26 protein-coding genes, 1 tRNA gene and 1 pseudogene are annotated in these 25,699 nt (G+C 63.7%); 21 read left to right on the forward strand and 7 right to left on the reverse strand.

Translation table 11 applies throughout. From position 1 onward, the window contains the following. Nucleotides 1-30 precede the first annotated feature (30 nt). The 3 genes from ACZYOF_RS12010 to ACZYOF_RS12020 are packed head-to-tail and all read left to right on the forward strand — an operon-like array spanning nt 31 to nt 2,161. The gene (locus ACZYOF_RS12010) at nt 31-1,488 is read left to right on the forward strand and encodes an efflux transporter outer membrane subunit (RefSeq protein ID WP_130577796.1); all 1,458 of its coding nucleotides are present in this window, start codon (nt 31-33) and stop codon (nt 1,486-1,488) included. A gap of 55 nt (nt 1,489-1,543) precedes the next feature. After that, the gene (locus ACZYOF_RS12015) at nt 1,544-1,840 is read left to right on the forward strand and encodes a hypothetical protein (protein ID WP_130577795.1); all 297 of its coding nucleotides are present in this window, start codon (nt 1,544-1,546) and stop codon (nt 1,838-1,840) included. A 9-nt stretch (nt 1,841-1,849) separates the two neighbouring features. Further along, a complete protein-coding gene (locus ACZYOF_RS12020; protein ID WP_463715878.1) occupies nt 1,850-2,161 on the forward strand; it encodes a BA14K family protein in 312 nt (103 codons plus the stop codon). 142 nt (nt 2,162-2,303) lie between these two features. Here ACZYOF_RS12020 and ACZYOF_RS12025 read toward each other — a convergent pair whose 3' ends face one another. Then, on the reverse strand, nt 2,304-2,972 hold the full coding sequence (locus tag ACZYOF_RS12025; RefSeq protein WP_463715879.1) for a hypothetical protein: 669 nt from the start codon (nt 2,970-2,972) through the stop codon (nt 2,304-2,306). Here ACZYOF_RS12025 and ACZYOF_RS12030 point away from each other — a divergent pair. From ACZYOF_RS12030 to ACZYOF_RS12050, 5 genes are all read left to right on the forward strand, one after another. Beyond that, nucleotides 2,959-3,261, forward strand: coding sequence for a BA14K family protein (locus ACZYOF_RS12030; RefSeq protein WP_463715880.1), 303 nt, complete (start codon nt 2,959-2,961; stop codon nt 3,259-3,261). The two genes, ACZYOF_RS12025 and ACZYOF_RS12030, sit on opposite strands and share 14 nt — an antisense overlap. 213 nt (nt 3,262-3,474) lie before the next feature. Next, complete coding sequence (locus ACZYOF_RS12035) at nt 3,475-4,539, forward strand: ketopantoate reductase family protein (RefSeq protein WP_463715881.1); 1,065 nt, start codon at nt 3,475-3,477, stop codon at nt 4,537-4,539. A gap of 193 nt (nt 4,540-4,732) precedes the next feature. Continuing rightward, nucleotides 4,733-5,512 carry an alpha/beta fold hydrolase gene (locus ACZYOF_RS12040; RefSeq protein ID WP_463715882.1) on the forward strand — a complete coding sequence of 260 codons (780 nt, stop codon included), beginning with the start codon at nt 4,733-4,735 and terminating at the stop codon, nt 5,510-5,512. A gap of 118 nt (nt 5,513-5,630) precedes the next feature. Further along, entirely contained in the window at nt 5,631-6,056 is a 426-nt protein-coding gene (locus tag ACZYOF_RS12045) for an OsmC family protein (protein ID WP_208828111.1), read from the forward strand. A 553-nt stretch (nt 6,057-6,609) separates the two neighbouring features. Then, a complete protein-coding gene (locus ACZYOF_RS12050) occupies nt 6,610-6,975 on the forward strand; it encodes a DUF1330 domain-containing protein (protein WP_463715893.1) in 366 nt (121 codons plus the stop codon). 851 nt (nt 6,976-7,826) lie between these two features. On the opposite strand, the gene ACZYOF_RS12055 is transcribed toward ACZYOF_RS12050, so the two are convergent. Both ACZYOF_RS12055 and ACZYOF_RS12060 read right to left on the reverse strand, forming a co-directional pair. After that, nucleotides 7,827-7,903: transfer RNA gene (locus ACZYOF_RS12055), tRNA-Arg, on the reverse strand. A 192-nt stretch (nt 7,904-8,095) separates the two neighbouring features. Beyond that, complete coding sequence (locus ACZYOF_RS12060; RefSeq protein WP_130577787.1) at nt 8,096-9,574, reverse strand: sensor histidine kinase; 1,479 nt, start codon at nt 9,572-9,574, stop codon at nt 8,096-8,098. Between the two features lie 374 nt (nt 9,575-9,948). Between ACZYOF_RS12060 and rpmH the strand changes: the two genes are divergently transcribed. From rpmH to dapE, 11 genes are all read left to right on the forward strand, one after another. After that, nucleotides 9,949-10,083 carry a 50S ribosomal protein L34 gene (gene rpmH, locus ACZYOF_RS12065; RefSeq protein ID WP_008542748.1) on the forward strand — a complete coding sequence of 45 codons (135 nt, stop codon included), beginning with the start codon at nt 9,949-9,951 and terminating at the stop codon, nt 10,081-10,083. A 27-nt stretch (nt 10,084-10,110) separates the two neighbouring features. Continuing rightward, nucleotides 10,111-10,491 (forward strand): ribonuclease P protein component, encoded by a 381-nt coding sequence (rnpA, locus tag ACZYOF_RS12070; protein ID WP_130577786.1) that lies wholly within the window; start codon nt 10,111-10,113, stop codon nt 10,489-10,491. Nucleotides 10,492-10,510: 19 nt separating this feature from the next. Then, complete coding sequence (yidC, locus tag ACZYOF_RS12075; protein ID WP_463715883.1) at nt 10,511-12,361, forward strand: membrane protein insertase YidC; 1,851 nt, start codon at nt 10,511-10,513, stop codon at nt 12,359-12,361. Between the two features lie 109 nt (nt 12,362-12,470). After that, complete coding sequence (yihA, locus tag ACZYOF_RS12080) at nt 12,471-13,124, forward strand: ribosome biogenesis GTP-binding protein YihA/YsxC (RefSeq protein ID WP_282530106.1); 654 nt, start codon at nt 12,471-12,473, stop codon at nt 13,122-13,124. Continuing rightward, on the forward strand, nt 13,121-13,498 hold the full coding sequence (locus tag ACZYOF_RS12085) for a DUF423 domain-containing protein (RefSeq protein WP_463715884.1): 378 nt from the start codon (nt 13,121-13,123) through the stop codon (nt 13,496-13,498). Before yihA ends, ACZYOF_RS12085 begins: the two co-directional genes overlap by 4 nt. A gap of 117 nt (nt 13,499-13,615) precedes the next feature. After that, nucleotides 13,616-14,512, forward strand: coding sequence for an acetylglutamate kinase (gene argB / locus ACZYOF_RS12090; RefSeq protein ID WP_282530108.1), 897 nt, complete (start codon nt 13,616-13,618; stop codon nt 14,510-14,512). Nucleotides 14,513-14,676: 164 nt separating this feature from the next. Then, nucleotides 14,677-15,663 (forward strand): DUF1036 domain-containing protein, encoded by a 987-nt coding sequence (locus tag ACZYOF_RS12095; protein WP_463715894.1) that lies wholly within the window; start codon nt 14,677-14,679, stop codon nt 15,661-15,663. Between the two features lie 43 nt (nt 15,664-15,706). After that, nucleotides 15,707-16,405 carry a pyrimidine 5'-nucleotidase gene (locus tag ACZYOF_RS12100; protein WP_463715885.1) on the forward strand — a complete coding sequence of 233 codons (699 nt, stop codon included), beginning with the start codon at nt 15,707-15,709 and terminating at the stop codon, nt 16,403-16,405. 190 nt (nt 16,406-16,595) lie between these two features. Beyond that, nucleotides 16,596-17,441, forward strand: a complete 846-nt coding sequence (gene dapD, locus ACZYOF_RS12105) for a 2,3,4,5-tetrahydropyridine-2,6-dicarboxylate N-succinyltransferase (protein ID WP_130229722.1) — start codon at nt 16,596-16,598, stop codon at nt 17,439-17,441. Between the two features lie 51 nt (nt 17,442-17,492). Continuing rightward, the gene (locus ACZYOF_RS12110; protein WP_463715886.1) at nt 17,493-18,707 is read left to right on the forward strand and encodes an MFS transporter; all 1,215 of its coding nucleotides are present in this window, start codon (nt 17,493-17,495) and stop codon (nt 18,705-18,707) included. A gap of 192 nt (nt 18,708-18,899) precedes the next feature. Continuing rightward, nucleotides 18,900-20,066 (forward strand): succinyl-diaminopimelate desuccinylase, encoded by a 1,167-nt coding sequence (dapE, locus tag ACZYOF_RS12115; RefSeq protein ID WP_463715887.1) that lies wholly within the window; start codon nt 18,900-18,902, stop codon nt 20,064-20,066. Between the two features lie 213 nt (nt 20,067-20,279). Here the strand turns inward: dapE and truA are convergent, their stop codons facing one another. The 3 genes from truA to def all read right to left on the reverse strand — a co-directional run bounded on the left by truA (nt 20,280) and on the right by def (nt 22,626). Further along, nucleotides 20,280-21,017 carry a tRNA pseudouridine(38-40) synthase TruA gene (truA, locus tag ACZYOF_RS12120; protein ID WP_463715888.1) on the reverse strand — a complete coding sequence of 246 codons (738 nt, stop codon included), beginning with the start codon at nt 21,015-21,017 and terminating at the stop codon, nt 20,280-20,282. Between the two features lie 3 nt (nt 21,018-21,020). Further along, nucleotides 21,021-21,956 (reverse strand): methionyl-tRNA formyltransferase, encoded by a 936-nt coding sequence (gene fmt, locus ACZYOF_RS12125; RefSeq protein WP_463715889.1) that lies wholly within the window; start codon nt 21,954-21,956, stop codon nt 21,021-21,023. A gap of 142 nt (nt 21,957-22,098) precedes the next feature. After that, on the reverse strand, nt 22,099-22,626 hold the full coding sequence (def, locus tag ACZYOF_RS12130) for a peptide deformylase (RefSeq protein ID WP_463715890.1): 528 nt from the start codon (nt 22,624-22,626) through the stop codon (nt 22,099-22,101). Nucleotides 22,627-22,796: 170 nt separating this feature from the next. Between def and ACZYOF_RS12135 the strand changes: the two genes are divergently transcribed. Both ACZYOF_RS12135 and ACZYOF_RS12140 read left to right on the forward strand, forming a co-directional pair. Then, nucleotides 22,797-24,005, forward strand: a complete 1,209-nt coding sequence (locus ACZYOF_RS12135) for a DNA recombination protein RmuC (RefSeq protein ID WP_463715891.1) — start codon at nt 22,797-22,799, stop codon at nt 24,003-24,005. A gap of 42 nt (nt 24,006-24,047) precedes the next feature. Further along, complete coding sequence (locus ACZYOF_RS12140; RefSeq protein WP_463715892.1) at nt 24,048-25,418, forward strand: AmpG family muropeptide MFS transporter; 1,371 nt, start codon at nt 24,048-24,050, stop codon at nt 25,416-25,418. 74 nt (nt 25,419-25,492) lie between these two features. Here ACZYOF_RS12140 and ACZYOF_RS12145 read toward each other — a convergent pair. Continuing rightward, a pseudogene (locus ACZYOF_RS12145) lies at nt 25,493-25,699 on the reverse strand (hypothetical protein); the annotation flags it as partial.

Consider the following 25,699-nt stretch of genomic DNA (forward strand, 5'->3'; position numbering starts at 1 on the left):
TTGCCGTGGGGGGACGGTCGCATCCGCGCGATGTCCGCTTTGATCGCACTCGCGCTCGGCCCCGGCTTGTCCGGCTGCATCCTGGGATCGGAACGGCCCGAGCTCAATCTCGAAGTGCCGGAGAAATATCGCGCGGCAAGTTCGGCGAGTCCCGATGCCGCGGTCCCGGTCCTGGACTGGTGGCGCGGCTTCGGCTCCGGCGAACTGACGTCGCTGATGGACGCGGCGCAGATCAGCAATCTCGACGTTGCAGTTGCGGTCGCCCAGGTCGTGCAGGCCGACGCCCAGGTGGGCGTGGCGGGTTCGCCGCTATTGCCGTCGCTAACCGGAGCAGCCAGCGCCGAGCGCGCGCATTTCGGCTCCACAAGCAGCGCCAGCAGCAGCAACCTTGGCGGGGGCGTCACCGGGACCGGAGGCGGACGCGGCGGCGGAAGTTCGAACTTCTCGCAATTCAGCACCAGCCTGACTGCGAGCTACATGCTCGACTTCTGGGGCAAGAACCAGGCAGCCCTCCTTGCAGCGGAAGAAAGCGCGACGGCATCGAGATATAATCGCGAGGTGGTCACGCTGACCGCGATCGTCACGGTGGCCAACACGTACTTCCAGATTCTAGCGGCGCAGGACGAGTTGCGGGTGACGCGCCAGAACCTCGCAGCGGCCGAGCGAATCCTTGCGCTGATCAAGACGCAGTTCGCCGGCGGAACGGCCTCGCAGCTCGACGTTTCGCAACAGGAGGCGCTGGCAGGAACGCAGCGGGCGGCGATTCCGCCTCTCGAAGTCACCATCGGTCAGAACATTGCCGCGCTCGCGGTGCTTGTTGGACGAGCACCGGCGAACTTCACGGTGCGGGGCGGATCCACCAGCCGCATCAAGGTGCCTCGGGTGACCCCCGGCCTGCCATCGGAACTGCTTTACCAACGGCCGGACATCCGCCAGGCAGAGGCGCTGCTTGCGGCATCGAACTTCAGCGTCGAGCAGGCTCGCGCGGCATTCTTTCCGCAGATCCAGCTCACCGGCACCGGCGGATTCCAGAGCAGCGCGCTGGCCTCGCTGTTCACGCCAGGGGCGGCGTTCTCCACCCTTACGGCCAGCCTCGCGCAACCGATTTTCGACGGCTTCTTGCTCGAGAGCCAGTTGAAGCAGGCGAAGGGCGTGCAGCTTCAGAACCTGCAGGCCTATCGCAAGGCGGTTCTGTCGGCATTCTCTGATGTCGAGAAGGCGCTCATTGCGTTGCAAAAGTTCACGCTGCAGGAGCGGCTGCAAGCGCAGGTCGTTGCGAGCTCACAAACGGCGTTCGATGTGGCGGAGAAGCAATTGCGGGGCGGGACGATCAATCTGATTACGGTCCTGCAGGCCGAACAGACGCTCTTCACCGCGGAAGTTACGCTGGTTCAGGTGCGGCTCTCGAAATTGTTGGCGGCAAGCAGTCTGTTTCAGGCGCTCGGCGGCGGCTGGACGCCGGCCGGGACGTTGGTCTCGCTACAATGATGTCCGCCTTCGCCGCATTGGTTTGCGTTTGCCGTGCCGCAAATGGGTGTATCGGATGAAGAAAACCGGCTTGCTTGTGATGGCGCTCGCTCTGGCAGCACTCGAAGCAGCGTCAGCGGCTGCACAGCAAAGCGCGCCCTCGCTTCGGTTTGGGATGAAGCCCGATGAGGTCGCTGGCACGCTCGGCGTGCCCTTGACCTATGTGCGAGGGCGCCGCGGCAGCGAACTCTATCTGGCGCTGCCCAATGTCAAGGGAAGCGCATTCGCGAGCCGAAGCGACGGGCTCTATCTGCAGTTTCGCAACGGAAAGCTTGCGGGTTGGAAGGGCGACTGGGGCACGATCCGGCCATAAGGAAAGCCAATGGGTAGATTGAAGATCGTAATTTGCGCGGCGGTCCTGGCAGCGATCCCTATCTCGCCGGGATCGGCGACCGAGTTTGGGTATCGCGTCATACGATACGGCCAGACGAGCGGTTGGTTCTATGACAACCGCAACGATAATCGCGACTTCCCGACCAATGGCGTGTTTCCGGGCAATTTTGCCGCGCAGCCTAATGTTGCGTGGATCGGCGCCGCAGGCTTTCTCGAGAGCACGCCTCAGCGCTCGGCTTCTCCTTATCCATCGCAAGTCGTGTTCGGCACCGTTAGCCGCAGCAGACGATCGAAGAAGTGATCTCGACGTCACTTCAGCTATCGATCAAGCGATCGATGTAACGCCGTCTCGCGCCGCTTCAACGACGCGCGAGGTTCGCGCGTCGTTACCTTGGGGTGGCGCGGTGGCTTTCAAGCAAAGCCCGATCAACTGCGGCTTTCACTTAGTTGTAACCGCTGGTGCCGGGCGACGAGCCACCGAATTGAGAATCGCCGGTACCGCTTAACGTGGTCGGACCATCCGGATCTCCGTTCGGATTGCCGTAGTTCGGATGCAAGACAACCGGCGGAGCAGCCTCTCTGTATATAGGATAGCTCCTGACCATCGGTTCATGACGCGCCGTATTGGCAAAGGCGTATGTGCTTGAGAGCATGGACGCAGCGACCAATGCTACCATTGCGACTTTCATGGCTTTGTCCTTTCGAGTGGTGACATAAAGAACGTTACACAGAGAAAGGTGGGGCTCTTTCTCGTCGCTCCCACTAAATTCGCGTTTAGGGACGCGGCACAACCGGCATAAGGAATCTCTGGCTACTGAAAGCGTTTCACTCGCGTTTCGCTGCTTCGTGATGATAGTCGCACCGCGTATCCTGTTGGCGATCTCTCGCGTTCCCACCGTCAACTCGAGTTGAGGAATCGTAAAGCAGAATTTAGTGGGATGCGCGCGCAGGCCGCTTAGATCTTGAATCGAAAGCTCCGAGCATTCGGACAACCCCAATACGAGAAACTCGTATTTGACGGCGCGCACCGCCTGGCGGTGCGCCATGCGGACCTGCGCGCCCCGATCGAGCTTTCGTATCGATCGATGGAGAATTTCGATGACCTCACTCAAGATCCTCGCGGCCGCCGTGCTGCTATCGGCAACAGCCGCAACGCCAGTATTCGCCCAAGCCGCCATCCAGGAGCCCGGACTGTACGCGTTCTATCATCCCAATGCAGACATTCTGAACGGCGGCGCGCCGACGCCCGCGGCCAGACTGGAGTCAGAGCCGCCTTCTGCTCTGCAATACTATAACGAAGAGGCCAGCGGCATCGACACCTGCGCGCAGCGCCACCGCTCGTACAATCCCGCGACCGGCACATTCCTTGGCCGCGACCGTCATCGCTATCGGTGCGAGTGATGACCCTCTTCTGCTTCTGCGGTCTGAAACCAGGAGCCGCTGTGCGATTGTAATGCCCATCAATTGGCGGTAGACAAGTATGCTCCTTGCCCGAAGAGGCTGTCCCCGTGTGATGTAGAGGTCCGGCCTGCGCCGTTCCTTCGCCCAAGCGGATACCCGAAAATTCGAGACTGGCTTGGGTTGGGACGTTGGAGGAAACCTTAGGAGAGGGACATGGCGCGCAACATTCTGATCCTGGGAGCCTCGTACGGCTCATTGCTCGCGACGAAGCTGCTCATGGCCGGTCACAACGCGACGCTGGTTTGTCGCAAGAAGACCGCAGAGCTCATCAATCGCGACGGTACCGAGGTTCGCATCAAGCTGCGTGACGAGCCGACGCACCGGTCGATCTTCTCGCGCGATCTACCCGGGACCTTGGACGCGGCACCGCCCGCAGACGTCGACCTTTCCCGTTACGATCTGGTTGGCCTTGCCATGCAGGAGCCGCAATACACCAACCATACGATCCGGGTTCTGATGATCAAGATCGCCGAGGCGAAGCTGCCTTGCCTTTCGATCATGAACATGCCGCCGTTGCCCTATCTCAAACGGATCCCGGCGCTGTCGGACATGGACCTCGAAGAGGCCTATACCAATGCGCAGGTATGGGAGCGCTTCAAGCCGGGACTGGTCTCGCTCTGCTCGCCTGATCCTCAGGCCTTCCGTCCGCCGGACGAGGCGGCGAATGTCCTTCATGTCGGACTGCCGACAAACTTCAAGGCAGCGGCATTTGCGGATGAGACGCATAACCGGCTGCTTCGCGAGCTGGAGGCGGACATCGACGCGGTGAAGCTGGATGGCCAGGACGTTCCGGTGAAGCTCAAAGTGTTCGACTCGCTCTTCGTCCCGCTGGCCAAATGGTCGATGCTGTTGACCGGCAATTACCGCTGCATCACGCCGCAGGAGCCGCAATCGATCCGCGACGCGGTGCACGCCGATCTGAAGCGCTCGCAGTCGATCTATGAGCATGTCGATGCGGTCGCGCGGCGCCTGGGAGCCGACCCGAAGGATCAGGTGCCGTTCGAGAAATACGCCAAAGCGGCGGAAAGCCTTCTCAAGCCCTCATCGGCGGCGCGCGCGGTGGCGAGCGGAGCGCCCTTCATCGAGCGGGTCGACCTGCTCGTGAAGCTGATTTCGCATCAGCTTGGCGCGCCCAATGCCGAGATCGATCGTACGGTCCAGATCGTAGATCAGAAGCTCAATGAGAAGATCGTGGAGGGCGGATCCAGCGCGCTGTGACGTGCTGCTCCGTGCGATCCAGAAATCTTTCCGTTTCGCGGTCAACTATCTTCACGGCCACTACAGCATCGAGAACAACCGCGAGGCCTTCGCGCGCGGCGGCATCACTGTGTGTTCACGCTAGGACTGCTTGAAACCGCGCGGCCATTCCGCGCCCTCAAGACAATCTCCTCGTGGTCAAAGGAAGAGCATCATGACGATGAACAGACGAGCTTTTTCGACCGCTCTGCTTGCCGGCGCAGCGGCCTCGCTGATCTCCACTCGCGGCATGGCCGCAAACGCAACCCCGCCGAAGGCGCGGAACGTCGTGCTCGTGCATGGACTGTTCGCCGACGGCTCGTGCTGGTCGGAGGTGATCGCGCGATTGCAGAAGGCCGGCCTCAACGTCACCTCCGTGCAGAATCCGCTGACCACGCTGCCCGAAGCGGTCGCGTCAGCCGAGCGCGTGCTGGCTCGGCAGGACGGCCCGACGGTTCTGGTCGGCCATTCCTTTTCCGGCATGATCGTCACCGAGGCCGGCGTGCATCCGAACGTGTCGGCGCTCGTCTATGTGGCGGCGCGCGCGCCGGATGCCGGCGAGGACTACACCGCGCTCGCGAAGACCTATCCGACCCCGCCCGCGACGGCCGGCATCCTGTTCGACGGCGATGAAGGACGGCTTTCCGAGGAGGCTTTCCTGCGCGATTTCGCAGGCGACCTGCCGGAGGCGAAGGCCAAGGTGCTCTATGCAGTCCAGCAGCCGTTCCACAAAACCCTGCTCGCCGGCAAGACCACGAACGCGGCCTGGCGATCAAAGCCGAGCTATTACGCCGTCTCGACCGAGGACCGCACGATCAATCCGGACCTCGAACGATTCATGGCCAAGCGCATGGGAGCCAAGACCATAGAGGTCAAGGCGAGTCACCTGTCGCTGATCTCTCAACCTGACGAAATCACGCAACTGATCCTGGAGGCCGCCGGCCAACGCCCATGAGGTGAACACACTTGGGATGGCCGCGCTCTCGACATGATCGAGGCCGGGAAGAGACGAGCGGCGGTCTGACGCGCTCGTAGGCTGCAGGGCATGCAAAACAGGAAAGGAGTAAAGACCGATGAAACGTTTCGGATCCGCCGCCTGGAATGGCAGCCTGCGCGAAGGCAAGGGTTCGGTCTCGACCGAGAGCCACGCGCTGGACAACCATCCCTACACCTTCTTCAGCCGCTACGGTGAGAAGCCGGGCACCAATCCGGAGGAGTTGTTAGGTGCAGCGCATGCCGCGTGCTTCACCATGTCATTTGTCAGGGCTCTCGGTAGCGCGAATTTCGTGCCGGAGCAGGTGGACAGCAAATCAGAAATCACCATCGAGAAGGACGGGGACGGCTTTTCGATCACCTCGGCGCATCTCACCACCACGGCGAAGATACCGGGCATCGACCACGACACGTTCCAGTCGATCGCCGCAAGCGCAAAAGCCGGCTGCCCCGTCTCCAAACTGATGAAGGTTGAGATTGATTTTAGTGCCACACTCGTTTCGTGAGGCTGCATAAAAGGGGCGCCCATTCGGAACAAAGTCGCGAATTCCTGCACTATCGAAATCCAGACATAATTTCGCCTAGGCGCTCGGTTGCCTGACGTCGCAGCCTGGTTTGTCGGATCGGCGCCGGCGGAAGACGCAATCGCAGAAGACCTGGAGGTGAGGCGATCGCCAACCTCGCTCCGACGGAAATGCTGCACGCTAGCAGCGCGCTCGAATCGGCAAAACCGCGAGCGCCTGCGATTTCGCGCTACGCCCAGCGGGCCGCCCCCTGATTTTGCAGGGTCGTTCGGTTAGCGCCTGATAGCTGCCTTCTCGCCTATTTCTAGAATTGACGCGATGGACTACCTTCAGACATTCGTCTTGCCAATGGTGTTGCCAGCGCTTGCGTCGCTCATCTGTACATCCGCTAGGGACAGCAAGCGTTTTGGCGCATTAGCCGCCCGTCTGCCTTGAACCTTCAGTTGGCCATCCCGACTCACGTCCAGGGGGTGTACGTCTTCGATTGAAATTGCAGAATCGGAGGAATGCCATGAGATCTCGTTCCAAACTCGCAATGGTATTGCTCGCGGGCGTCGCAATTGGAGCTATCGCGGTCCAAGGCCTCCACGCTCAAGGAGCTAAGCCGAAAGCTTACTCTGTCGGCGAGATCGAAACCCTCGATGCTTCAGCCCAAGCCGCGTACCTGCCTGCCGCCCGGAAGGCGATAGAAGCAGCCCATGGTCACGCTTTACGCACCGCGGCGGGACGGATTGTTCAGGTAGAGGGTGGGCCAGCCCCGAAAGGGGTGGGGATCGTCGAATGGGATAGCTTGGATGACGCCGTAGCGTTCTACAAGTCGAAAGCCTGGGCGGACCTTGCATCCCAGCGTGATAAGGCGGTCAAGGTTGTACGGAGATACGTCGTCGAAGTCGAAAGGTAGCCGCGTCCATCCCACACCGCGCTGCTGTCTTCGCGATTTCGCGAGGCGGTCCGGTTACGGTTCGATAACGGCCGTTCGATCAGTTTCTGCATCGACGTAATGGGGTCATAAGCGGTCAGCGCTTGGCTCGCCAGCAGCCGAATTTGAGGCCGTGCAGCGACCTCGACATTCCCCGACCGTCAGGCAATCATCCCCGCATGAATCAGAGCAGCCCCCGGCCGGCGCTGACCAAAGACGAGGTACGAGTGCGCGCGTGGGCAGAGGTCCGGGAGCTATTGGAACTGCAACTCGCTCCGCTGGGTCGGCGGCCTTTGCAGGCGCTTGCGCCAAATCCTGGTGAAAGCGTCCTGGACATAGGCTGTGGCGGAGGCGGCGTAGTCTCAAACCGAATGGGCGGCTAGCGTTCGTCTGCTGGCGCGCGCTGGAGGAAAATCCGCTAGACATCCTGCCGCTTAGGGCCGCGTCTATTCATCTGCCGCCGCAGCCTGCTCACGACACGGACGCAGCCGGCCCATTCGCATTCGCCAACCCCGACCGCGTGCACCGCATTCTGGAAAGAGCGGGCTTCCGAGAGATCGAGATCACTGCCCATGACGAGCTGGTTGGAAGCGGCGACCTCGATTCGATGCTGGCGGTTTGTTCGAGGGTTGGAGCTCTCGGCAAAGTTCTTCGTGAAAATCCCGAACTGCCGGCGGCAACGCTACCGGCGGTGCGATCCGCGCTTGCGGCACACGATGGACCTGATGGGGTCAGGCAAAATGCAGCGACGTGGGTCGTGACAGCTCGGGCTCCGGCCGGGCTCTAGAGCAAGACGTCGGCCAAAGGTCCACTGAGGGTCACTCGCCTCGAAGTGGCGCGCCCGGAACGATTCGAACGTCCGACCCTCAGATTCGTAGTCTGATGCTCTATCCAGCTGAGCTACGGGCGCGTTTTCGCGTGAGGGGCGTGAAAGCCCAAGGTGCATCCGAGGAGGCTCGGACGCATCAGCGAAAGAGCGCTCTAGCTACAAGGTCCCGATCCCGTTGGCAAGGTCTGGGGTGGGGGTTCTCTGGGTTGATTTGGGCCGGAAGCGCGCCCCGGGCAGTGAAAGCCGGAGTTTCCGGCTATTCCGGCATACGCCTCAGGCCCGCGCGCGCTCGGTGCGGATGATCTGGAGTTCCACCGGCCGGTCGGGAATGGCGATGCGGAAGGTGGCGCCGATGGTGCCCTCGACCAGGTTGATCTCGCCGTCATGGGCGCGGATCAGCTCGGCGGCGATCGCAAGGCCGAGCCCGCTGCCGCCGGGGCGGCCGGACGTCTGGAACGCCTCGAACAGGTGATCGCGGGTCTTCTGGGGAACGCCGGGGCCGGTGTCGGAGACCTCGACGATCGCGACCGTCCCCTCGCGGCGACCGGTGATGCGGATCTGCTGGGCACCGCCGTCGGTCGCCGGACGGCTCTCCAGCGCCTGCGCCGCGTTGCGCACGAGGTTGAGCAGCACGCGGAATAGCTGGTCCGGATCGGCGTCGATCGCGAGCCCGCGCTCGATCGCGCTGATCCAGGTGATCGAGGCATCCGAGGCAAGCCCTGCCGATTCGCGCACCTCGACGACGACGGGCTCGACCAGGATCATGCGGCGGTCGGGCGCGGCCTCCTGGGCGCGGCCGTAGGACAATGTCGACTGGCAGAAGGCGATCGCGCGCTCGAGCGAACGCAGCAGTTTCGGCGCGAAGCGTTGCACCCTGGGATCGGGGACGCTTGCGAGCTGATCGGACAGAAGCTGCGAGGAGGCAAGCAGGTTGCGCAGATCGTGGTTGATCTTGGAGACGGCGAGCCCCAGCGCCGCCAGCCGGCTCTTCTGATGCAGCATCGAGACCAGGTCGCGCTGCATGTCGGACAGCTCGCGCTCGGCGACGCCGATCTCGTCACCACGTTGGCTCGGCACGATGATTCGCGCCGAACTTTCGGGGTTTTCGTGGAAACCGATCAGGCTCGCGGTCAGCCGCCGCATCGGACGCACGAACAAATAATGCAGGGCGAGATAGACCAGGCCCGCGGTAAGGCCCGCGATCAGGAGCGCGACGATCAAGACGTTGCGTGAGAAGCGGTACATCGCCTGGCGCAGCGGCTTCTCGTCGATCACCACCTCGATGAACTGCGCCTGGCCCGGCGCCGGCCCGACCACGCGGATGGTCTGGTCGCCGTGCTCCAGCATGATCTGGAACGCATCGACGATCGCCGACCACACCGATATGTCGCGCAGGTCGACGTCATGGTCGATCGCAGCCGGCAGGTCGGCGCTGGCGAGCAGTCGCCGCTGCTGGCCCATCTTGATCGCCACCGCGCGGGCGCCGATGCTGGTGAGGATCTGGCGCGCCAGCGACTCCGGAACGTAGCCGGATGGCGCGGCATCGAGCACCAGCGCCGCGGTGTTGGCCGCGGCCAGCCGGTCGTTCAGGCGGTTGATCCGGAAGTTGGCGATCGCGGGCACAAAGATCAGCATCCCGGCGATCATCACCAGGGGGATCGTGAGCAGCAGAAGCTTGCCGGACAGGCCAAGCCGGTAAACCGGCTGCGCCCGAGACTTCTCCGTCGTCGGCTGATCGTCGGTCACTGACACGATATAGGCCTTCTTTGGCGCATGTTCAGCATGCTGCCGTGCACCATCGCCGGTCAAATTACGGATCGCTAATGTAAGCCGGTTCCATGAGCCCCGGATGCAGCCGGCTAAAGCCGGGCCACATATGCAACAACCCCACAGAATCAGGACTATTTCCGCGAATTACGACCTTTCGAAGAACCGCTTTTGCCGCACGGGGCGACATTGACGAAAAGGAGGCGCTCCCTTATAAGCCGCGCAAATTGTCCGCGATGGCCCGGTTTGCCGGGGGCGGCTCATTTGGGGCCGCGAATGGCCGATTTTGGGCCAGCCTGCATCACCGGACACCCTATCTCAATTCATCGGCAGATTGCCTGTTCAGCGGAGAACTACCCGTGAAGCGGACTTATCAACCCAGCAAACTGGTGCGCAAGCGCCGCCACGGCTTCCGCGCCCGTCTCGCCACGGCCGGTGGCCGCAAGGTCCTCGCTGCGCGCCGCGCGCGTGGCCGCAAGCGTCTGAGCGCCTGAGCCCCGGGCGTCTTCCGGAGATTCTAAATGGATCGGCTAAGGCAGCGGGCGGACTTCGTCGCCGTTGCCAATGGCGCGCGGGCGACCAGCCCGGCCTTTGTGCTGCAGGGCCGCGCCCGCGACGATGATGGCCCGATCCGCGTCGGCTTCACCGTCACCAAGAAGAACGGCACCGCTACCGAGCGCAACCGCATCCGGCGCAGGCTTCGCGCGCTGATACAGCAGCTCGACGTCATACCGATGCGACCACATCATGATTATGTGTTAGTCGGCCGCCGGGATGCACTGACCCGCGACTTCGCGGCCATGCTCGACGACCTCCGCGCGGCGCTCCGCCGCCTCGACCGGCAACCGGCCAAAAGCGGCGGCAGCCAGAATAATATAAAGAGCGGCGGCAACCGGAATTGAATGACGAGACCTTGAAGAGATGACCGATAACCGCAACACCATCATCGCCGTCATTCTGTCCGGCCTGGTGCTGATCGCCTGGCAATATTTCTACAACGTGCCGCAGATGGAGAAGCAGCGCGCGCAGCAGCACGCGCAGGCGGAACTGCAGAAGCAGCAGACGCCGCAGACGCAGCAGGCGACCCCTAGCACCGCACCGCAGCCGGGATCGGCGTCACCGCCTTCAGCCACACAACCGGCCTCCGGCGCGCCCGTCGTCAGCCGCGAAGCCGCGGTCGAGGCCAGCCCGCGCGTCAAGATCGACACGCCCACGCTGTCCGGCAGCATCTCGCTGAAGGGCGCGCGCATCGACGACCTGTCGCTGGAGAAATTCCGCGACACCGTCGACCCGAAGTCACCGCCGATCGTGCTGTTCTCGCCGTCGCAGACGGCCGCGCCCTATTACGCGGAATTCGGCTGGGTGCCGGCGAGCGGCACCACCTTGCGGATGCCCGATGCGACCACGGTGTGGCAGCAGGAGGGTTCCGGCACGCTGACGCCGACTAGTCCGGTCACGCTGAAATACGACAACGGCGAAGGCCTGACTTTCCGCCGCACCATCGCGGTCGACGATCGCTATCTCTTCACCATCAAGGATGAAGTCACCAATGCCGGCAGCGCCCCGGTCACGCTCTATCCCTTTGCGCTGATCTCGCGCCACGGCACGCCGCAGGTTTCCGGCTACTACATCCTTCATGAAGGCCTGATCGGCTATCTCGGCGACCATGGCCTGCAGGAATACGGCTACAAGAAAATCGACGACGCCAAGCGGGTGAACTTCACCGCCACCGATGGCTGGCTCGGTATCACGGACAAATACTGGGCTTCTGCGCTGCTGCCGGACACCTCCGCCAAGCTGCAAGCGAGTTTTTCCTCCGATCTTGTCAACAATATCAGGCGGTACCAGACGGACTATCTGCTGGAGCCGCAGACCGTCGCGGCCGGCGGCACCGTCACCGCCAACGCGCGGCTGTTCGCCGGCGCCAAGGAAGCCGGCGTCGTCGGCATCAACTTCCCGCTTGGGCCGGGCGGCTACAACCGGCAGCTCGGCCTCAACCACTTCGATCTGCTGATCGACTGGGGCTGGTTCTACTTCATCACCAAGCCGATGTTCCTGGCGCTCGACTGGTTCTATCGCCTGTTCGGCAATTTCGGCGTCTCGATCCTGCTGGTGACGGTGATCGTGAAGCTGTTGTTCTTCCCGCTCGCCAACAAGTCCTACGCCTCGATGGCGAAGATGAAGTCGATCCAGCCGCAGCTCGCGGCGCTGAAGGAGCGTTATCCGGACGACCGGGTGAAGCAGCAGCAGGAGATGATGGAGATCTACAAGAAGGAGAAGATCAACCCGATCGCGGGCTGCCTTCCCATCGCGCTGCAGATCCCGGTGTTCTTCTCGCTCTACAAGGTCCTGTTCGTCACCATCGAGATGCGGCATGCGCCGTTCTTCGGCTGGATCAAGGACCTGTCGGCGCCGGATCCGACCAACCTTTTCACCCTGTTCGGCCTGATCCCGTTCGATCCCACCACGATCCCGGTGTTCGGCCATTATCTCTGGCTCGGCATCTGGCCGATCATCATGGGCATCACGATGTGGTTCCAGATGAAGCTCAATCCGACGCCGCCGGATCCGACGCAGAAGATGATCTTCGACTGGATGCCCTTGATCTTCACGTTCATGCTGGCCGGCTTCCCGGCGGGCCTCGTGATCTACTGGGCCTGGAACAACCTGCTTTCGGTGGCGCAGCAGAGCTACATCATGCACCGGAACGGGGTGAAGGTGGAATTGTTCGACAACCTCAAGGCCACCTTCGCGCCGAAGAAAGCGACGTAACGACGTCATTGCGAGCGAACCGAAGCAATCCTTTTCACCGCTTGCGGAGCAATGGATTGCTTCGTCGCTTCGCTCCTCGCAATGACGGACGCGAGCGAGACCTTCCCACATGACCGCCGAAACTGATGCGGAGCTGATCGAAGCGGGGCGAAAACTGTTCGCCGGCGACTGGCACTTCATCTGGGCTGCGCCGTCGATCGAGACGCTGCCGCCGATGGCGGGGTTAGAGGTTGCCTTTGCCGGACGCTCCAATGTCGGCAAGTCGAGCCTGATCAACGCGCTCACCGGCCGCAGCACGTTGGCACGCACCTCGCACACGCCGGGACGCACCCAGGAATTGATCTTCTTCGAAGGCCCGGAGAAAGCGGGCTTCCGTCTGGTCGACATGCCCGGCTATGGCTATGCCTCCGCACCCAAGGCCAAGGTCGCGTCCTGGACCGCGCTGATCCATAAATTCCTGCAGGGCCGCGCCACTCTGGCGCGGGTCTATGTCCTGATCGACGCCCGCCATGGAATCAAGGATGTCGATCTCGACGTCCTGAAGACGCTCGACAAATCGGCCGTCAGCTACCAGGTGGTGCTGACCAAGGCGGACCAGGTGAAGGCCTCCGAGCTTACGACCCGCATCGAAGAGACCGCGGCCGCGCTGGCCAAACACCCGGCCGCCTTTCCGGATGTATTGGCGACCTCCTCGCGCACCGGCGCCGGCATGCCGGAGCTGCGCGCCGCGATGGTGCGCCTGCTCGAGGAGCGCCGCGGATGACCAGCCTGCATCGAATCCTGCTCGTCCTGGCCGGCCTCATGGGCGCTTGTGGCGTGATGCTGGCGGCCGGATCCGCCCATCTCGCCGATGCGACGCGGCTTGCAGCCGCCTCGTCGATGCTGCTGTTTCATGCCAGTGCGGTGCTCGGGGCAATCGCCCTCGTGGGTCGCGGCCTGCTGAACCGCGCGATCGGGACCGCCTCTGCGGTCGGCTTCGTCATCGCCGCGTCATTGTTCGCCGGCGATCTCTGCCTGCGCCAATATGCCGGCCACGGACTGTTTCCGATGGCCGCGCCGACCGGCGGAACGCTGTTGATCGTGAGCTGGCTGGTGCTGGCGGTAGCGGCGGTATGGCCGAATCGCGATAAGCTGTAACCTCGTGGCCCGGGTGGAGCCAACGGGGCTACAAGTGAGAGACGCGCTTTTCGCGAGCCCGCCAATCAGATAGAACCGCGCCCGACGCCGCTCTCTGGGAATTGCGAGACCCGCTCCATGACCGACACACAGATCAGCCCGCTCGACCAGGCCCGCATCCTGTCCGAGGCGCTGCCGCACATGCAGGAATATGACGATGAAACCATCGTCATCAAATATGGCGGCCATGCCATGGGCGCAGAGGACACCGCCAAGGCCTTTGCGCGCGACATCGTGCTCCTGGAGCAGACCGCGATCAATCCGGTGGTCGTGCATGGCGGCGGGCCGCAGATCGCGACCATGCTCAAGCGCCTCGGCATCCAGTCCGAATTCGCGGCGGGCCTGCGCATCACCGATGCGGCGACCATCGAGATCGTCGAAATGGTGCTGGCCGGCTCCGTCAACAAGCAGCTCGTCGGCTATATCAACGAGGCCGGCGGCAAGGCGGTCGGCCTCTCCGGCAAAGACGGCAACATGGTGAAGGCGTCGAAGACGACGCGCACCATGATCGATCCAGGTTCCAACATCGAGAAGGCGATCGATCTCGGCTTCGTCGGCGAGCCCGAGAAGGTCGACCTGACGCTGCTCAACCAGCTCATCGGCTATGAGCTGATCCCGGTGCTGGCGCCGCTGGCGACATCCAGGGACGGCGGCCAGACGCTGAATATCAATGCCGACACCTTTGCCGGCGCGGTCGCGGGCGCCTTGAAGGCCAAGCGCCTGCTGCTGCTCACCGACGTGCCGGGCGTGCTCGACAAGTCCAAGAAGCTGATCCCGGAATTGTCGGTGAAGGACGCGCGCAAATTGATCGCCGACGGCACCATTTCCGGCGGCATGATCCCGAAGGTCGAGACCTGCATCTATGCCCTGGAGCAGGGCGTGCAGGGCGTCGTCATCATCGACGGCAAGACGCAGCATGCGGTCTTGCTGGAGCTGTTCACCGATCAGGGCACCGGCACGCTGATCCACAAGTGATGGCTGGGGCGGCCACGCACACTGGAGCCGTCATGGCCGGGCCTGTCCCGGCCATCCACGTCCGGTTTGCCGACGGTAGGAAAGGCGTGGATGCCCGGGTCAAGCCCGGGCATGACGAGCTTAAGACAAAGCAACCGCGTCGTTCCGGGCTGGCGCGTCTTCTAATGGCGCTGCCGGCCGCCACGCTCTCGTTGTTGTTTTCCTCCGCGCCGGCGCGGGCCGACCTGAAGCTCTGCAACCGCATGAGTTACGTGGTCGAGGCCGCCATCGGGATCGATGAGAAATCGGCGACCGCGACGCGGGGCTGGTTCCGCATCGACCCCGCCGCCTGCCGCGTGGTGGTGCAGGGCGCGCTTTCCGCCGACCGCGTGCTTCTGAATGCGCGTGCGCTCGGCGTCTACGGCGCCTCGCCGATCCCGCAAAACGGCACCGACACGCTCTGCGTCGCGCAGGACAATTTCGTCATCGCCGCTGCCCGCCAGTGCCGCAGCGGCCAGACGCCGGCGCAATTCACGCAGATAACACCGACCCAGTCCGAGGACGGCAACCTCGTCGCCTATCTCGCCGAAGGCTCGGAATATGACGAGGAGCAGGCACGGCTTGCCGGCATCCAGCGCTTGCTCGTGATCGCCGGCTATGATGCCGCGCCGATCGACGGCGTCGACGGGCCGAAGACGCAAGGAGCGTTGTCGGCGTTCCTCAGGAGCCGCGGCCTCTCCAGCGACGTCGTGCAATCGCCGAATTTCTTCACCACCATGATCGATGCCGTGCAGAAGCCATCCGCAACCGGACTGACCTGGTGCAACGATACACCGCACAAGATCATGGCCGCCGTGGCGACCGACGACGGCAAGGCCGTCACCAGCCGCGGCTGGTATCGGATCGATCCCGGCAAATGCCTGCATCCCGACGTCGCCGGCCAGCCGAAGCAGATCTTCTCCTTCGCCGAAGCGGTCGATGCCGAGAACCGCACCATCCGCCTGAAAGACAAGCCGTTGAACTGGGGCGGCGCAACGCAGCTCTGCACCCGCGAGAGCAAGTTCGAGATCGCCGAGCAGGGCGATTGCCCCACGCGTGGCCTTGCCGCGGTCGGCTTTGCGCCGGTCGACATGACCAGCGGCGGCAAAACGCTGCGCTTTGCGATGCCGTGATAGAAGTTCGTCGTCCCGGCGAAGGCCGGGACGACGTGAGAGAGTGGTGAAAATGTCCCGCGCCTTCGACCATATCGACACCTGGGTGTTCGACCTCGACAACACGCTGTACCCGCATCACGTCAACCTATGGCAGCAGGTCGATGCGCGGATCGGCGAATTCGTGAGCAACTGGCTCAACGTCACGGCGGAAGAAGCCCGCCGCATCCAGAAGGACTATTATCTGCGCTACGGCACCACCATGCGCGGCATGATGACCGAGCACGGCGTCCGCGCCGATGACTACCTCGCCTATGTCCACCGGATCGATCACTCGCCGCTGGAGCCGAACCCGGCAATGGGCGCTGCGATCGCAAGGCTACCCGGCCGCAAGCTGATCCTGACCAACGGCTCGACCGACCATGTCGACGCGGTGCTCGCGCGTCTCGGCATCGGCGACCATTTCGAGGCGGTGTTCGACATCATCGCCGCCGAGCTTGAGCCGAAACCGGCGCCGCAGACCTATCAGCGCTTCCTGGCGCTGCACGACGTCGATCCCAGCAAGGCCGCGATGTTCGAAGACCTCGCGCGCAACCTGGTCGTGCCGCATCAGCTCGGCATGACCACGGTGCTGGTGGTGCCCGACGGGACGCAGGAGGTGGTGCGCGAGGACTGGGAGCTCGAGGGCCGCGACGCCGCGCATGTCGACCACGTCACGGACGATCTGACGGGGTTTTTGCAGAGACTCCCTCAGCAAACTTAGGCCGTCATACCCCGCGAAGGCGGGGTATCCAGTAATCGCCGGCATCTCGACCAATTACAGCCGCCGCGGCTTACTGGGTCACCCGCCTTCGCGGGTGACGACAGACAGCGAGGGAGCCTTGACTCCGCCGCGCCAAATCCCGAAAAAGCTCCAAATACCCTCCCCGCCGCTCGCCTCAAGGAATCGCCCGATGTCGCTGTCCGCCCTCGAGTCCATCGTCAACGCCGCGTTCGAAGCCCGCGACGGCATTTCGACCTCGACCACGGGCGAGGTGCGCGAGGCCGTGGATTACGCGCTCGAGCTGCTCGACAAGGGCGAGACGCGCGTTGCCGAGCGCGAGACCAGCGGCAAATGGAAGGTCAACCAATGGCTGAAAAAGGCGGTGCTGCTATCGTTCCGCCTCAATGACATGGGCCAGATCCCCGGCGGCCCCGGCAAGGCGTCGTGGTGGGACAAGGTGCCGTCGAAGTTCGACGGCTGGGGCGAGAACCGCTTTCGCGACGCCGGTTTTCGCGCGGTGCCGGGCGCGATCGTGCGCCGCTCCGCCTTCATCGCCCGCAACGTCGTGCTGATGCCCTCCTTCGTCAATCTCGGCGCCTATGTCGATGAAGCGACCATGGTCGACACCTGGTCGACCGTCGGCTCCTGCGCGCAGATCGGCAAGCGCGTGCATATCTCCGGCGGCGTCGGCATCGGCGGCGTGCTGGAGCCGCTGCAGGCAGAGCCCGTGATCATCGAGGACGATTGCTTCATCGGCGCCCGCAGCGAGGTCGCCGAAGGCGTGATCGTGCGCAAGGGCGCGGTGCTCTCGATGGGTGTGTTCCTCGGCGCGTCCACCAAGATCGTCGATCGCGAGACCGGCGAGACCTTTGTCGGCGAAGTGCCGGAATATGCCGTCGTCGTGCCCGGCACCTTGCCGCCGAAGCCGATGAAGAACGGACAGCCGGGCCCAGCCACCGCCTGCGCCGTCATCGTCAAGCGCGTCGACGAGCGCACCCGCGCCAAGACCAGCATCAACGAATTGCTGCGCGACTAAGGCCGCTGCTAAGCTCGCTGACGGGGTATGATCGCTTGAAAGGTCAGCTCCATGGCTGAGGCGAGCACCCGACCAGGCCGCTCCCTTCGCGAGATTCCGGCAGGTATCTGGGCGCTCGGTTTCGTCTCGATGCTGATGGACATCTCTTCGGAGATGATCCATGCGCTGTTGCCGGTCTATCTGGTGACGGTGCTCGGCACTTCGATGGTAACCGTCGGCGTCATCGAAGGCATCGCCGAAGCGACGGCATCGATCACCAGGATATTTTCCGGCGCGCTTTCCGATTGGCTCGGCAAGCGAAAATGGCTGGCGGCGCTCGGCTATGGCCTTGCGGCGCTGACCAAACCGATCTTTCCGCTGGCGCCGACGGTCGGCTGGCTGATGGCCGCGCGCTTCATCGACCGGATCGGAAAAGGCATTCGCGGCGCTCCACGCGACGCGCTAGTGGCCGACATTGCTCCGGCCCATCTGCGTGGCGCCAGCATTGGCTTGCGGCAATCGCTCGATACGGTTGGCGCCTTCGTCGGACCATTGATCGCCATCGGCCTGATGTGGCTGACTTCAGACCATTTCAAGGCCGTGTTCTGGTTCGCAGTCATTCCCGGCTTGCTGTCGTTCGCCCTTATCGCGTTTGCGGTGCGCGAACCCGCGCGGGCGAAAGGGTTGCGCGAGGTGCGCAATCCAATCAGCCTCAGCGAAATCAGAAATCTGGGCGCGGCCTATTGGTGGGTGGTGGCGATTGCGAGCGTGTTCACGCTGGCTCGCTTCAGCGAGGCGTTTCTGATCCTCCGCGCGCAGAATGTCGGGCTGCCGGTTACGCTCGCACCGGCCGTGCTGGTCCTGATGAATGTCGTCTACGCCGGCGCGGCATATCCGGCCGGCGTGGTGTCCGATCGCATGGACCGCACAACCGTGCTGGCGTTCGGTATCGTGCTTTTGATCGTCGCCGATCTTTTGCTCGCGCTTCTGCCCAGCATGACCGGTGTCGCGCTGGGCATCGCGCTGTGGGGACTGCATATGGGCTTCACGCAAGGGCTGTTGGCAGCGCTTGTCGCGGATACCTCGCCCGCCGAGCTGCGGGGCACAGCTTACGGCTTTTTCAACCTGGTCTGCGGGATCGCGATGCTTGCGGCCAGCGTGATCGCGGGGGCGTTATGGGACAGTGCCGGACCGCAAGTTACGTTCTTCGCGGGTGCCGTCTTTGCGCTGGTTGCACTGGCAGGTCTAGTCAGCGTGCGGGGCCGCGCCAATGTAGCGACAGGCTGATCGGCTGCGTCGCTAGAGCATGATCCGGAAAAGTGGAAACCGGTTTTCCGAAAAGATCATGCTCAAACAAAGAGATGAGATCATGATCCGATTCCGTCTAATCGGATCATGATCTGAGCGCCGTAACACGAAGTCGGGAGCATGCCGCGCAAGGCTGGCCCGCCGCCGCGGTGGCGTGTTAAGTCCGTACGCATGACCGATGCCATTTCCATCACGCGCGACCTTGTCCGCTGCCCTTCCGTCACGCCCGCCGACGCCGGCGCGCTCGGCGTGCTTGAGAACATCCTGAAGGCCGCCGGCTTCGAGGTGCACCGGGTCACCTTCAGCGAGCCCGGCACCGCCGACATCGACAATCTCTATGCACGTATCGGCGATCAGGCGCCGCACATCACCTTCGCCGGCCATACTGACGTGGTACCGCCGGGCGATGAGTCCGCCTGGACGCATGGTCCGTTCTCCGGCGAGGTGAAGGACGGCTTTCTCTATGGCCGCGGCGCCGTCGACATGAAGGGTGGCATCGCCTGCAGCGTCGCTGCGGTGCTGGAGTATCTGAAGGACCATGGCGGCAAGCCGCAAAAAGACGGAAAAGGGTCGATCTCGTTCCTGATCACAGGCGACGAGGAAGACGTTTCCATCAATGGCACGATCAAGCTGTTGAAATGGGCGGCCGAGCGCGGCGAAAAGTTCGATCATTGCGTGCTCGGCGAGCCGTCCAATGTCGAGGTGCTCGGCGACACCATCAAGGTCGGCCGCCGCGGCTCGCAATCCGGCACGCTTTATGTCGAGGGCGTGCAGGGCCATGTCGCCTATCCGCACCGCGCTTCCAATCCGGTGCCCGATATTTCGCGATTGATCGTGGCGCTGAGCGACGAGCCACTCGATCACGGCAGCGCGCAATTCCAGGCGTCCAACCTCGAATTCACCTCCGTCGACGTCGGCAATACCGCAAGCAACGTCATCCCCGGCCAGGCGCGGGCGAAATTCAACATCCGCTACAACGACAACCACACCCAGGAGAGCCTGCGCACGCTGGTGGAGGAACGCCTGGCCAAAGCCTGCGGCAACCGCATCCGCGCCCGCATCGTCTGGGAGCCGTCGAACTCGAACGTGTTCGTAACCAAGCCCGGCCCGTTCACCGACCTTGCGGTGGCGGCGATCGAGGCGGTGACCGGACGCAAGCCGGAGCTCTCGACCTCGGGCGGCACGTCGGATGCGCGCTTCATCTCGAGCTATTGCCCGGTGATCGAATTCGGCCTGGTCGGCCAGACCATGCACCAGATCAACGAACGCGCGCCGATCGCCGATTTGGAAAAACTGACACAAGTCTTTCGCGGCGTGCTGGACAGGTATTTTGCCTAGTCTCCAGGACTGAGGCGTTTGCTCCGCCGTCGCCACTCACTCCGCCGTCATGGCCGGGCTAGTCCCGGCCATCCACGCTTCTCCGCTTGGGGTTAAGTATCCGTCGTCATGCCCGGCCTTGTGCCGGGTATCCACGGCCTTCGCCCACCCTCCCACAAGGAAGGCGTGGATGGCCGGGACAAGCCCGGCCATGACGGCGGAGAGGGCCGAGGTCTAATACTCCACCCGCACGAGATACAGGCCCTCCGGCGGTGCCACCGGCCCGCAGGCGGCGCGGTTTCGGGCGGCAAGGGCTGCGGCGAGATCGTCGGCGGTCCAGCGGCCTTCGCCGACCCAGACCAGCGAGCCGACCAGCGAGCGCACCTGGCTATGCAGGAACGAGCGCGCCGAGGTGACGATACTGACCGCATCGCCGTTGCGCGTGACATCAAGCTGGTCGAGCGTTTTCACCGGCGATTTCGCCTGGCATTCGGTGTCGCGGAAGGTCGTGAAGTCATGCTTACCGATCAGGCGCTGCGCGGCTTCATGCATCGCGTCCGTATCGAGATGGCGTGGCACGCGCCAGACGCGGCCGATGTCGAGCGCAAGGTTCGCGCGCGTGTTCCTGATGCGATAGAGGTAATGGCGCTTCTTTGCGGAGAAGCGCGCCTGGAAATCATCCGGTACGATCTCGGCCGCGAGCACCGCGATCGGATTTGGACGCAGATGCGCGTTCAGGCCGTCGCGCAGGCGGTCCGGCGGAAACGGCTTTGCGATGTCGCAATGCGCGATCTGTCCGAGCGCATGCACGCCGGCATCGGTGCGGCCGGAGCCATGGACGCGCACGTCCTCGCCACACATCGCCTTCACCGCGGTCTCCAGCGCGCCCTGCACGCTCGGCGCATGGTCCTGGATCTGCCAGCCACAGAACGGCGTGCCGTCATATTCGATGCTGAGCTTGTAGCGGGGCATGACCTATGTAAACCGCGCGCCGGCCTTCAGCGGCGTGCCGCGCAGGAAGTCGATCGACTTCATCCGTGCCTTGCCTTCGCGCTGCAGCTCGAGGACACGGATGGCGCCCTCCCCGCAGGCGATCGCGAGGTTGTCATCGAGCACGGTGCCCGGCGTGCCCGAGCCGCTCGCGAGCTCGCAGCGGAGAATCTTGATGCGCACCGATTCGCCGTCGTGTGGCAATTCGGCCCAAGCGCCTGGGAATGGCGACAGTCCGTGGATGTGCCGCAGCACGTCGTGCGCAGCTCTGTTCCAGTCGATCCGCGCCTCGGCTTTCTCGATCTTGGCGGCGTAGGTGACGCCGTCCTCACTCTGCCCGGTCAGTTGCAGCCCGCCGCGTTCCAGCGCGGCCATTGCCCGCACCATCAGGTCGGCGCCGAGCGGCGCCAGCGCATCGTGCAGATCGGCCGCCGTCATCCGGTCGGTGATCGGAAGCCGCTCGGCCATCGCGATATCGCCGGTGTCGAGACCGACATCCATCTTCATCACCATCACGCCGGTCCCGGCGTCGCCCGCCATGATGGCGCGGTTGATCGGCGCGGCGCCGCGCCAGCGCGGCAGAAGCGAAGCGTGCAGGTTGTAGCAACCAAGCCTCGGCGCATCGAGGATCGCCTGCGGCAGGATCATGCCATAGGCAACCACGACCGCCGCATCGGCCTGATGCGCGCGGAATTCTTCCAGCGCTTCCGCCGTCTTCAACGTCTTCGGCGTCAACACGGGAATGCTGTTTCGCCGTGCCTTCTGCTCGACCGGCGTCGGTTGCAGTTGCAGGCCGCGCCGCCCGCCCGGCTTCGGCGCGCGGGTATAGACGGCGGCGATCTCGTGGCCGTGCGCGACCAGTTCGAGCAGCGTCGGCACGGCGAAATCGGGCGTACCCATGAAGATCAGGCGGAGCGGCATGGGGCGGGTTACCTCGGCTGAAAGGTAGAGTACTCGTCATGACCGCGCTTGTCCCGGCCATCCACGACCTTCGCGCCCGCGGCAGCAAAGAACGTGGATGCCCGGGTCGAGCCCGGGCATGACGGCGAAAATAGCGCCGGCTTTACTCCGCCACGCGCTTGGCGGCCTTGGCGAACTTCTTCAGCACGCGGTCGCGTTTCAGCTTCGACAGATAGTCCACGAACAGGATGCCGTTCAAATGGTCGATCTCGTGCTGGATGCAGGTGGCGTAGAGGCCCTCGGCATCCTCTTCATGCACCTTGCCGTCGATGTCGGTGAAGCGCACGCGCACCCGCGCCGGCCGCTCGACCTCCTCGTAATATTCGGGGATCGACAGACAGCCCTCTTCGTAGACCGACTTCTCCTCGGACGCCGAGATGATCTCCGGGTTGATGAAGACGCGCGGCTTCGGCGTGGTCTCGCCGTTCTCGTCCTTTTTCGCGAGATCCATGGTGACCAGCCGCAGCGGCTGCGCGACCTGGATCGCGGCCAGCCCGATGCCGGGCGCCTCGTACATGGTCTCGAACATGTCGTCGACCAGCTTGCGGATCTCCGGCGTGATCTTTTCCACGCGTTGGGAGACGAGCCGCAACTGCCTGTCCGGCAGGATGATGATTTCTCTTAGGGCCATGGCGGGCGATTTAAGCGCTTGATATGCCGGGGTCAATGCGATCCGGAACCGGTTAAGATCGCCTTAACCATGATTCTTCAGCCATTCTTAACCATGAAACTTCACGGCTTGTTAACCATAAATGTTCCACTTTCGTTCGCGCCCGCCAGCGAATCGGCTATAGCGCTTCTATGAACGAGATTCTCTTCATGGTCGGCGACTGGCCGGTCCGCGTCACTGATGCGCTGGTTGCGTTCGGCGTGCTCGCGCTCGTCCTGCTGCTGACGATCGCCATAGTGATCGCGCGGTCCTCCCGGCGCGGCGCAGAACTAGCTGTCGCGCAGACCATCCGTGCCGACGAACTGGAAGAGCGGCTGACCGAGGTGCTGCGCGCCCAGAGCGAGGCGAGCGGCCGGGTCGATGCGATGACGCAGGCGCTCGCCGGCCGGCAGGCCGAGATGGCGCGCACCGTCAACGAGCGCCTGGATTCGGTCACCCATCGCGTCGGCCAGTCCATGGAACAGACCACGCGCCACACCATGGACAGCCTGCGCCATCTGCATGAGCGGCTCGGCATCATCGACAACGCGCACAAGAACCTCACCGACCTGACGACGCAGGTGACGACGCTGCGCGACGTGCTCGCCAACAAGCAGTCGCGCGGTGCCTTCGGCCAGGCGCGGATGGAAGCGATCGTCCAGGACGGACTGCCGAAGGATTCCTACGAATTCCAGTTCACCCTCTCGAGCGGCAAGCGGCCGGACTGCGTGGTGTTCCTGCCCGACCAGCGCCCGCTCTGCATCGACGCGAAATTCCCGCTGGAGGCGATGACCGCCCTGCACGATGCGCGCAGCGACGAGGAACGCAAGATTGCCAGCCAGCGCCTGCGCAACGACGTGATGAAGCACGTCAGCGACATCGCGGAGAAATACCTGATCGCCGGCGAGACCCAGGATACCGCGCTGATGTTCGTGCCGTCCGAGTCGGTCTATGCCGAGATCCATGACGGTTTCGACGATGTGATCCAGAAGGCCTACCGCGCCCGCGTGGTGCTGGTGTCGCCCTCGCTGTTGATGCTCGCGATCCAGGTAATGCAGCAGATCATGAAGGACGCGCGGATGCGCGATGCCGCCGACCAGATCCGCACCGAGGTGATCAAGCTCGGCGACGATCTGTCGCGGCTGCGCGACCGCGTGCTCAAGCTGCAGAACCATTTCTCGCAGGTGAACGAGGACGTGCGCCAGATCCTGGTTTCCGCCGACAAGATCGAGAAGCGCGCCGGCCGCATCGAGGAGCTCGATTTCAGCAAGTCGGATGCCCCGGTGGAACTGCCGCGGATTGTGCCGAGCGGCCGGCCCGAATTGTTCCCCGCCCCGCCCAAGCTGCAGGCGGGCGAGTAGGACAGGGGCAGATTTTCCCGTCGAATCTGCTAACAGGGCTGCATGACCGCGCCTGAAGCGACAGCCGCCGCGACCGAGAAAGCCGAGCCTGCCGCCACCTCCTGGCGCGACAGCCTTGCCGTCTATCTGCAGCCGCGCGTCCTGATCGTGCTGGTGCTGGGCTTCTCGTCAGGCCTGCCGCTGGCGCTGTCCGGGTCGACGCTGCAGGTGTGGATGCGCGAGGTCGGCGTCGATCTCGGCACCATCGGCCTGCTCGCGCTGGTCGGCACGCCCTACACATTGAAATTCCTCTGGGCGCCGCTGGTCGATGCGCTGCATGTGCCGTTCTTCACCCGACATTTCGGACGGCGCCGCGGCTGGCTATTGTTCTCGCAACTGTTGCTGATCACCACCATCCTGCTGCTCGCGATCGCCGATCCCGCACATTCACCCTGGTTCGCCGCCTTTGCCGCGCTGCTGGTCGCCACCACCTCCTCGACACAGGACATCGTCGTCGATGCCTTCCGCGTCGAGAGCCTGCCCGAGAGCGAGCAGGCCGCCGGCATGGCGTCCTATGTCGCCGCCTATCGCATCGGCATGCTGGTCTCGACCGCGGGCGCGCTGTTCATCGTCAGCGGCTTTGAGGGCGAGGGCCTGGTGCGCTCGTCGGCATGGATGTGGGGTTATGTGGTGATGGCCGCCCTCGTCGTGATCGGCATGATCACCGCGCTGGTTGCAACCGAACCAGCGCAGTCGAAGGACGCCGAAGCGGCCACGGCCGCGGAAACAGCGTTCTCGCGCGTGATCCGCGCGGCGGTCGGCGCCTTCTCCGAGTTCCTGAGCCGGCGCGATGCCATTGCGGCGCTTGCCTTCGTGGTACTGTTCAAGTTCACCGATGCGTTCTCGGGCACGATGACGGCGCCGTTCGTGATCGATATCGGCTTCAGCAAGGTCGACTACGCCGCGATCGTCAAAGGCGTGGGATTGGCCGCGACCCTGATCGGCGGCTTTGCCGGCGGCTTCGTGGCGCGACGCTATTCGCTGGCAACCAGCCTGTGGATCGGCGGCATCGTGCAGGCGCTCGCCAACCTCTCCTTCTCCTGGCTCGCGCTGGTCGGCGTCAACCAGTGGGCGCTGGCGCTCGCAATCACCTGCGAAAACTTCACCAGCGCGATCGGCACCGTGATCTTCGTCGCCTATCTCTCGGCGCTGTGCCGCAATCCCCTGCACACGGCGACGCAATATGCACTGCTGACCGCGCTTGCAGCGGTGGGCCGCACCTATCTCTCGTCAGGCGCTGGTTTCGTAGCCAAGGCAACCGGCTGGCCCTTGTTCTTCGCGATCTGCGTGCTGGTCGCGATCCCCAGCCTGATCCTGCTCGCCTGGCTGCAGCGCCGCGGGCATTTCGATGAGCTCGGACCGGTGAAGGTTTAGAACGTAGCCCGGATGGAGCGCAGCGAAATCCGGGACAGTCGAGTGAACTGCACCCCTGTAGTGAGACAGGATAATCAGGGACAGGAGCCCGGCGCTTGAGGCGGCAGGGCGGGTTGATGGGTTAGGGCCAGGTTGCGGGGCTGCTGCGCAGCAGCCCCGCAACCTGGTAAATTTGCTTCGAACTCGGCTGGCGGCTGGTAAGCCAGAGCCGAGTGCAGCCGTTGACGATTGTACACCTCTTCGATGAAGGCGCCGATCGCATTTCTGGCATGCGGCGCATC

This window comes from Bradyrhizobium sp. LeoA1Lang (assembly GCF_055413685.1).

Excerpts from the sequence above, each read along its gene's own strand:
- rnpA (WP_130577786.1), top strand. The coding sequence starts at position 10,111 with ATGGATCGGCTAAGGCAGCGGGCGGACTTCGTCGCCGTTGCCAATGGC.
- ACZYOF_RS12015 (WP_130577795.1), top strand. The coding sequence starts at position 1,544 with ATGAAGAAAACCGGCTTGCTTGTGATGGCGCTCGCTCTGGCAGCACTC.
- ACZYOF_RS12045 (WP_208828111.1), top strand. The coding sequence starts at position 5,631 with ATGAAACGTTTCGGATCCGCCGCCTGGAATGGCAGCCTGCGCGAAGGC.
- ACZYOF_RS12095 (WP_463715894.1), top strand. The coding sequence starts at position 14,677 with ATGGCGCTGCCGGCCGCCACGCTCTCGTTGTTGTTTTCCTCCGCGCCG.
- ACZYOF_RS12010 (WP_130577796.1), top strand. The coding sequence starts at position 31 with ATGTCCGCTTTGATCGCACTCGCGCTCGGCCCCGGCTTGTCCGGCTGC.
- ACZYOF_RS12050 (WP_463715893.1), top strand. The coding sequence starts at position 6,610 with ATGGTATTGCTCGCGGGCGTCGCAATTGGAGCTATCGCGGTCCAAGGC.
- ACZYOF_RS12085 (WP_463715884.1), top strand. The coding sequence starts at position 13,121 with ATGACCAGCCTGCATCGAATCCTGCTCGTCCTGGCCGGCCTCATGGGC.
- yihA (WP_282530106.1), top strand. The coding sequence starts at position 12,471 with ATGACCGCCGAAACTGATGCGGAGCTGATCGAAGCGGGGCGAAAACTG.
- argB (WP_282530108.1), top strand. The coding sequence starts at position 13,616 with ATGACCGACACACAGATCAGCCCGCTCGACCAGGCCCGCATCCTGTCC.
- ACZYOF_RS12140 (WP_463715892.1), top strand. The coding sequence starts at position 24,048 with ATGACCGCGCCTGAAGCGACAGCCGCCGCGACCGAGAAAGCCGAGCCT.
- ACZYOF_RS12135 (WP_463715891.1), top strand. The coding sequence starts at position 22,797 with ATGAACGAGATTCTCTTCATGGTCGGCGACTGGCCGGTCCGCGTCACT.
- ACZYOF_RS12110 (WP_463715886.1), top strand. The coding sequence starts at position 17,493 with ATGGCTGAGGCGAGCACCCGACCAGGCCGCTCCCTTCGCGAGATTCCG.
- truA (WP_463715888.1), bottom strand. The coding sequence starts at position 21,017 with ATGCCCCGCTACAAGCTCAGCATCGAATATGACGGCACGCCGTTCTGT.
- def (WP_463715890.1), bottom strand. The coding sequence starts at position 22,626 with ATGGCCCTAAGAGAAATCATCATCCTGCCGGACAGGCAGTTGCGGCTC.
- ACZYOF_RS12035 (WP_463715881.1), top strand. The coding sequence starts at position 3,475 with ATGGCGCGCAACATTCTGATCCTGGGAGCCTCGTACGGCTCATTGCTC.
- fmt (WP_463715889.1), bottom strand. The coding sequence starts at position 21,956 with ATGCCGCTCCGCCTGATCTTCATGGGTACGCCCGATTTCGCCGTGCCG.
- dapD (WP_130229722.1), top strand. The coding sequence starts at position 16,596 with ATGTCGCTGTCCGCCCTCGAGTCCATCGTCAACGCCGCGTTCGAAGCC.
- yidC (WP_463715883.1), top strand. The coding sequence starts at position 10,511 with ATGACCGATAACCGCAACACCATCATCGCCGTCATTCTGTCCGGCCTG.
- ACZYOF_RS12030 (WP_463715880.1), top strand. The coding sequence starts at position 2,959 with ATGACCTCACTCAAGATCCTCGCGGCCGCCGTGCTGCTATCGGCAACA.
- ACZYOF_RS12040 (WP_463715882.1), top strand. The coding sequence starts at position 4,733 with ATGACGATGAACAGACGAGCTTTTTCGACCGCTCTGCTTGCCGGCGCA.
- ACZYOF_RS12020 (WP_463715878.1), top strand. The coding sequence starts at position 1,850 with ATGGGTAGATTGAAGATCGTAATTTGCGCGGCGGTCCTGGCAGCGATC.
- dapE (WP_463715887.1), top strand. The coding sequence starts at position 18,900 with ATGACCGATGCCATTTCCATCACGCGCGACCTTGTCCGCTGCCCTTCC.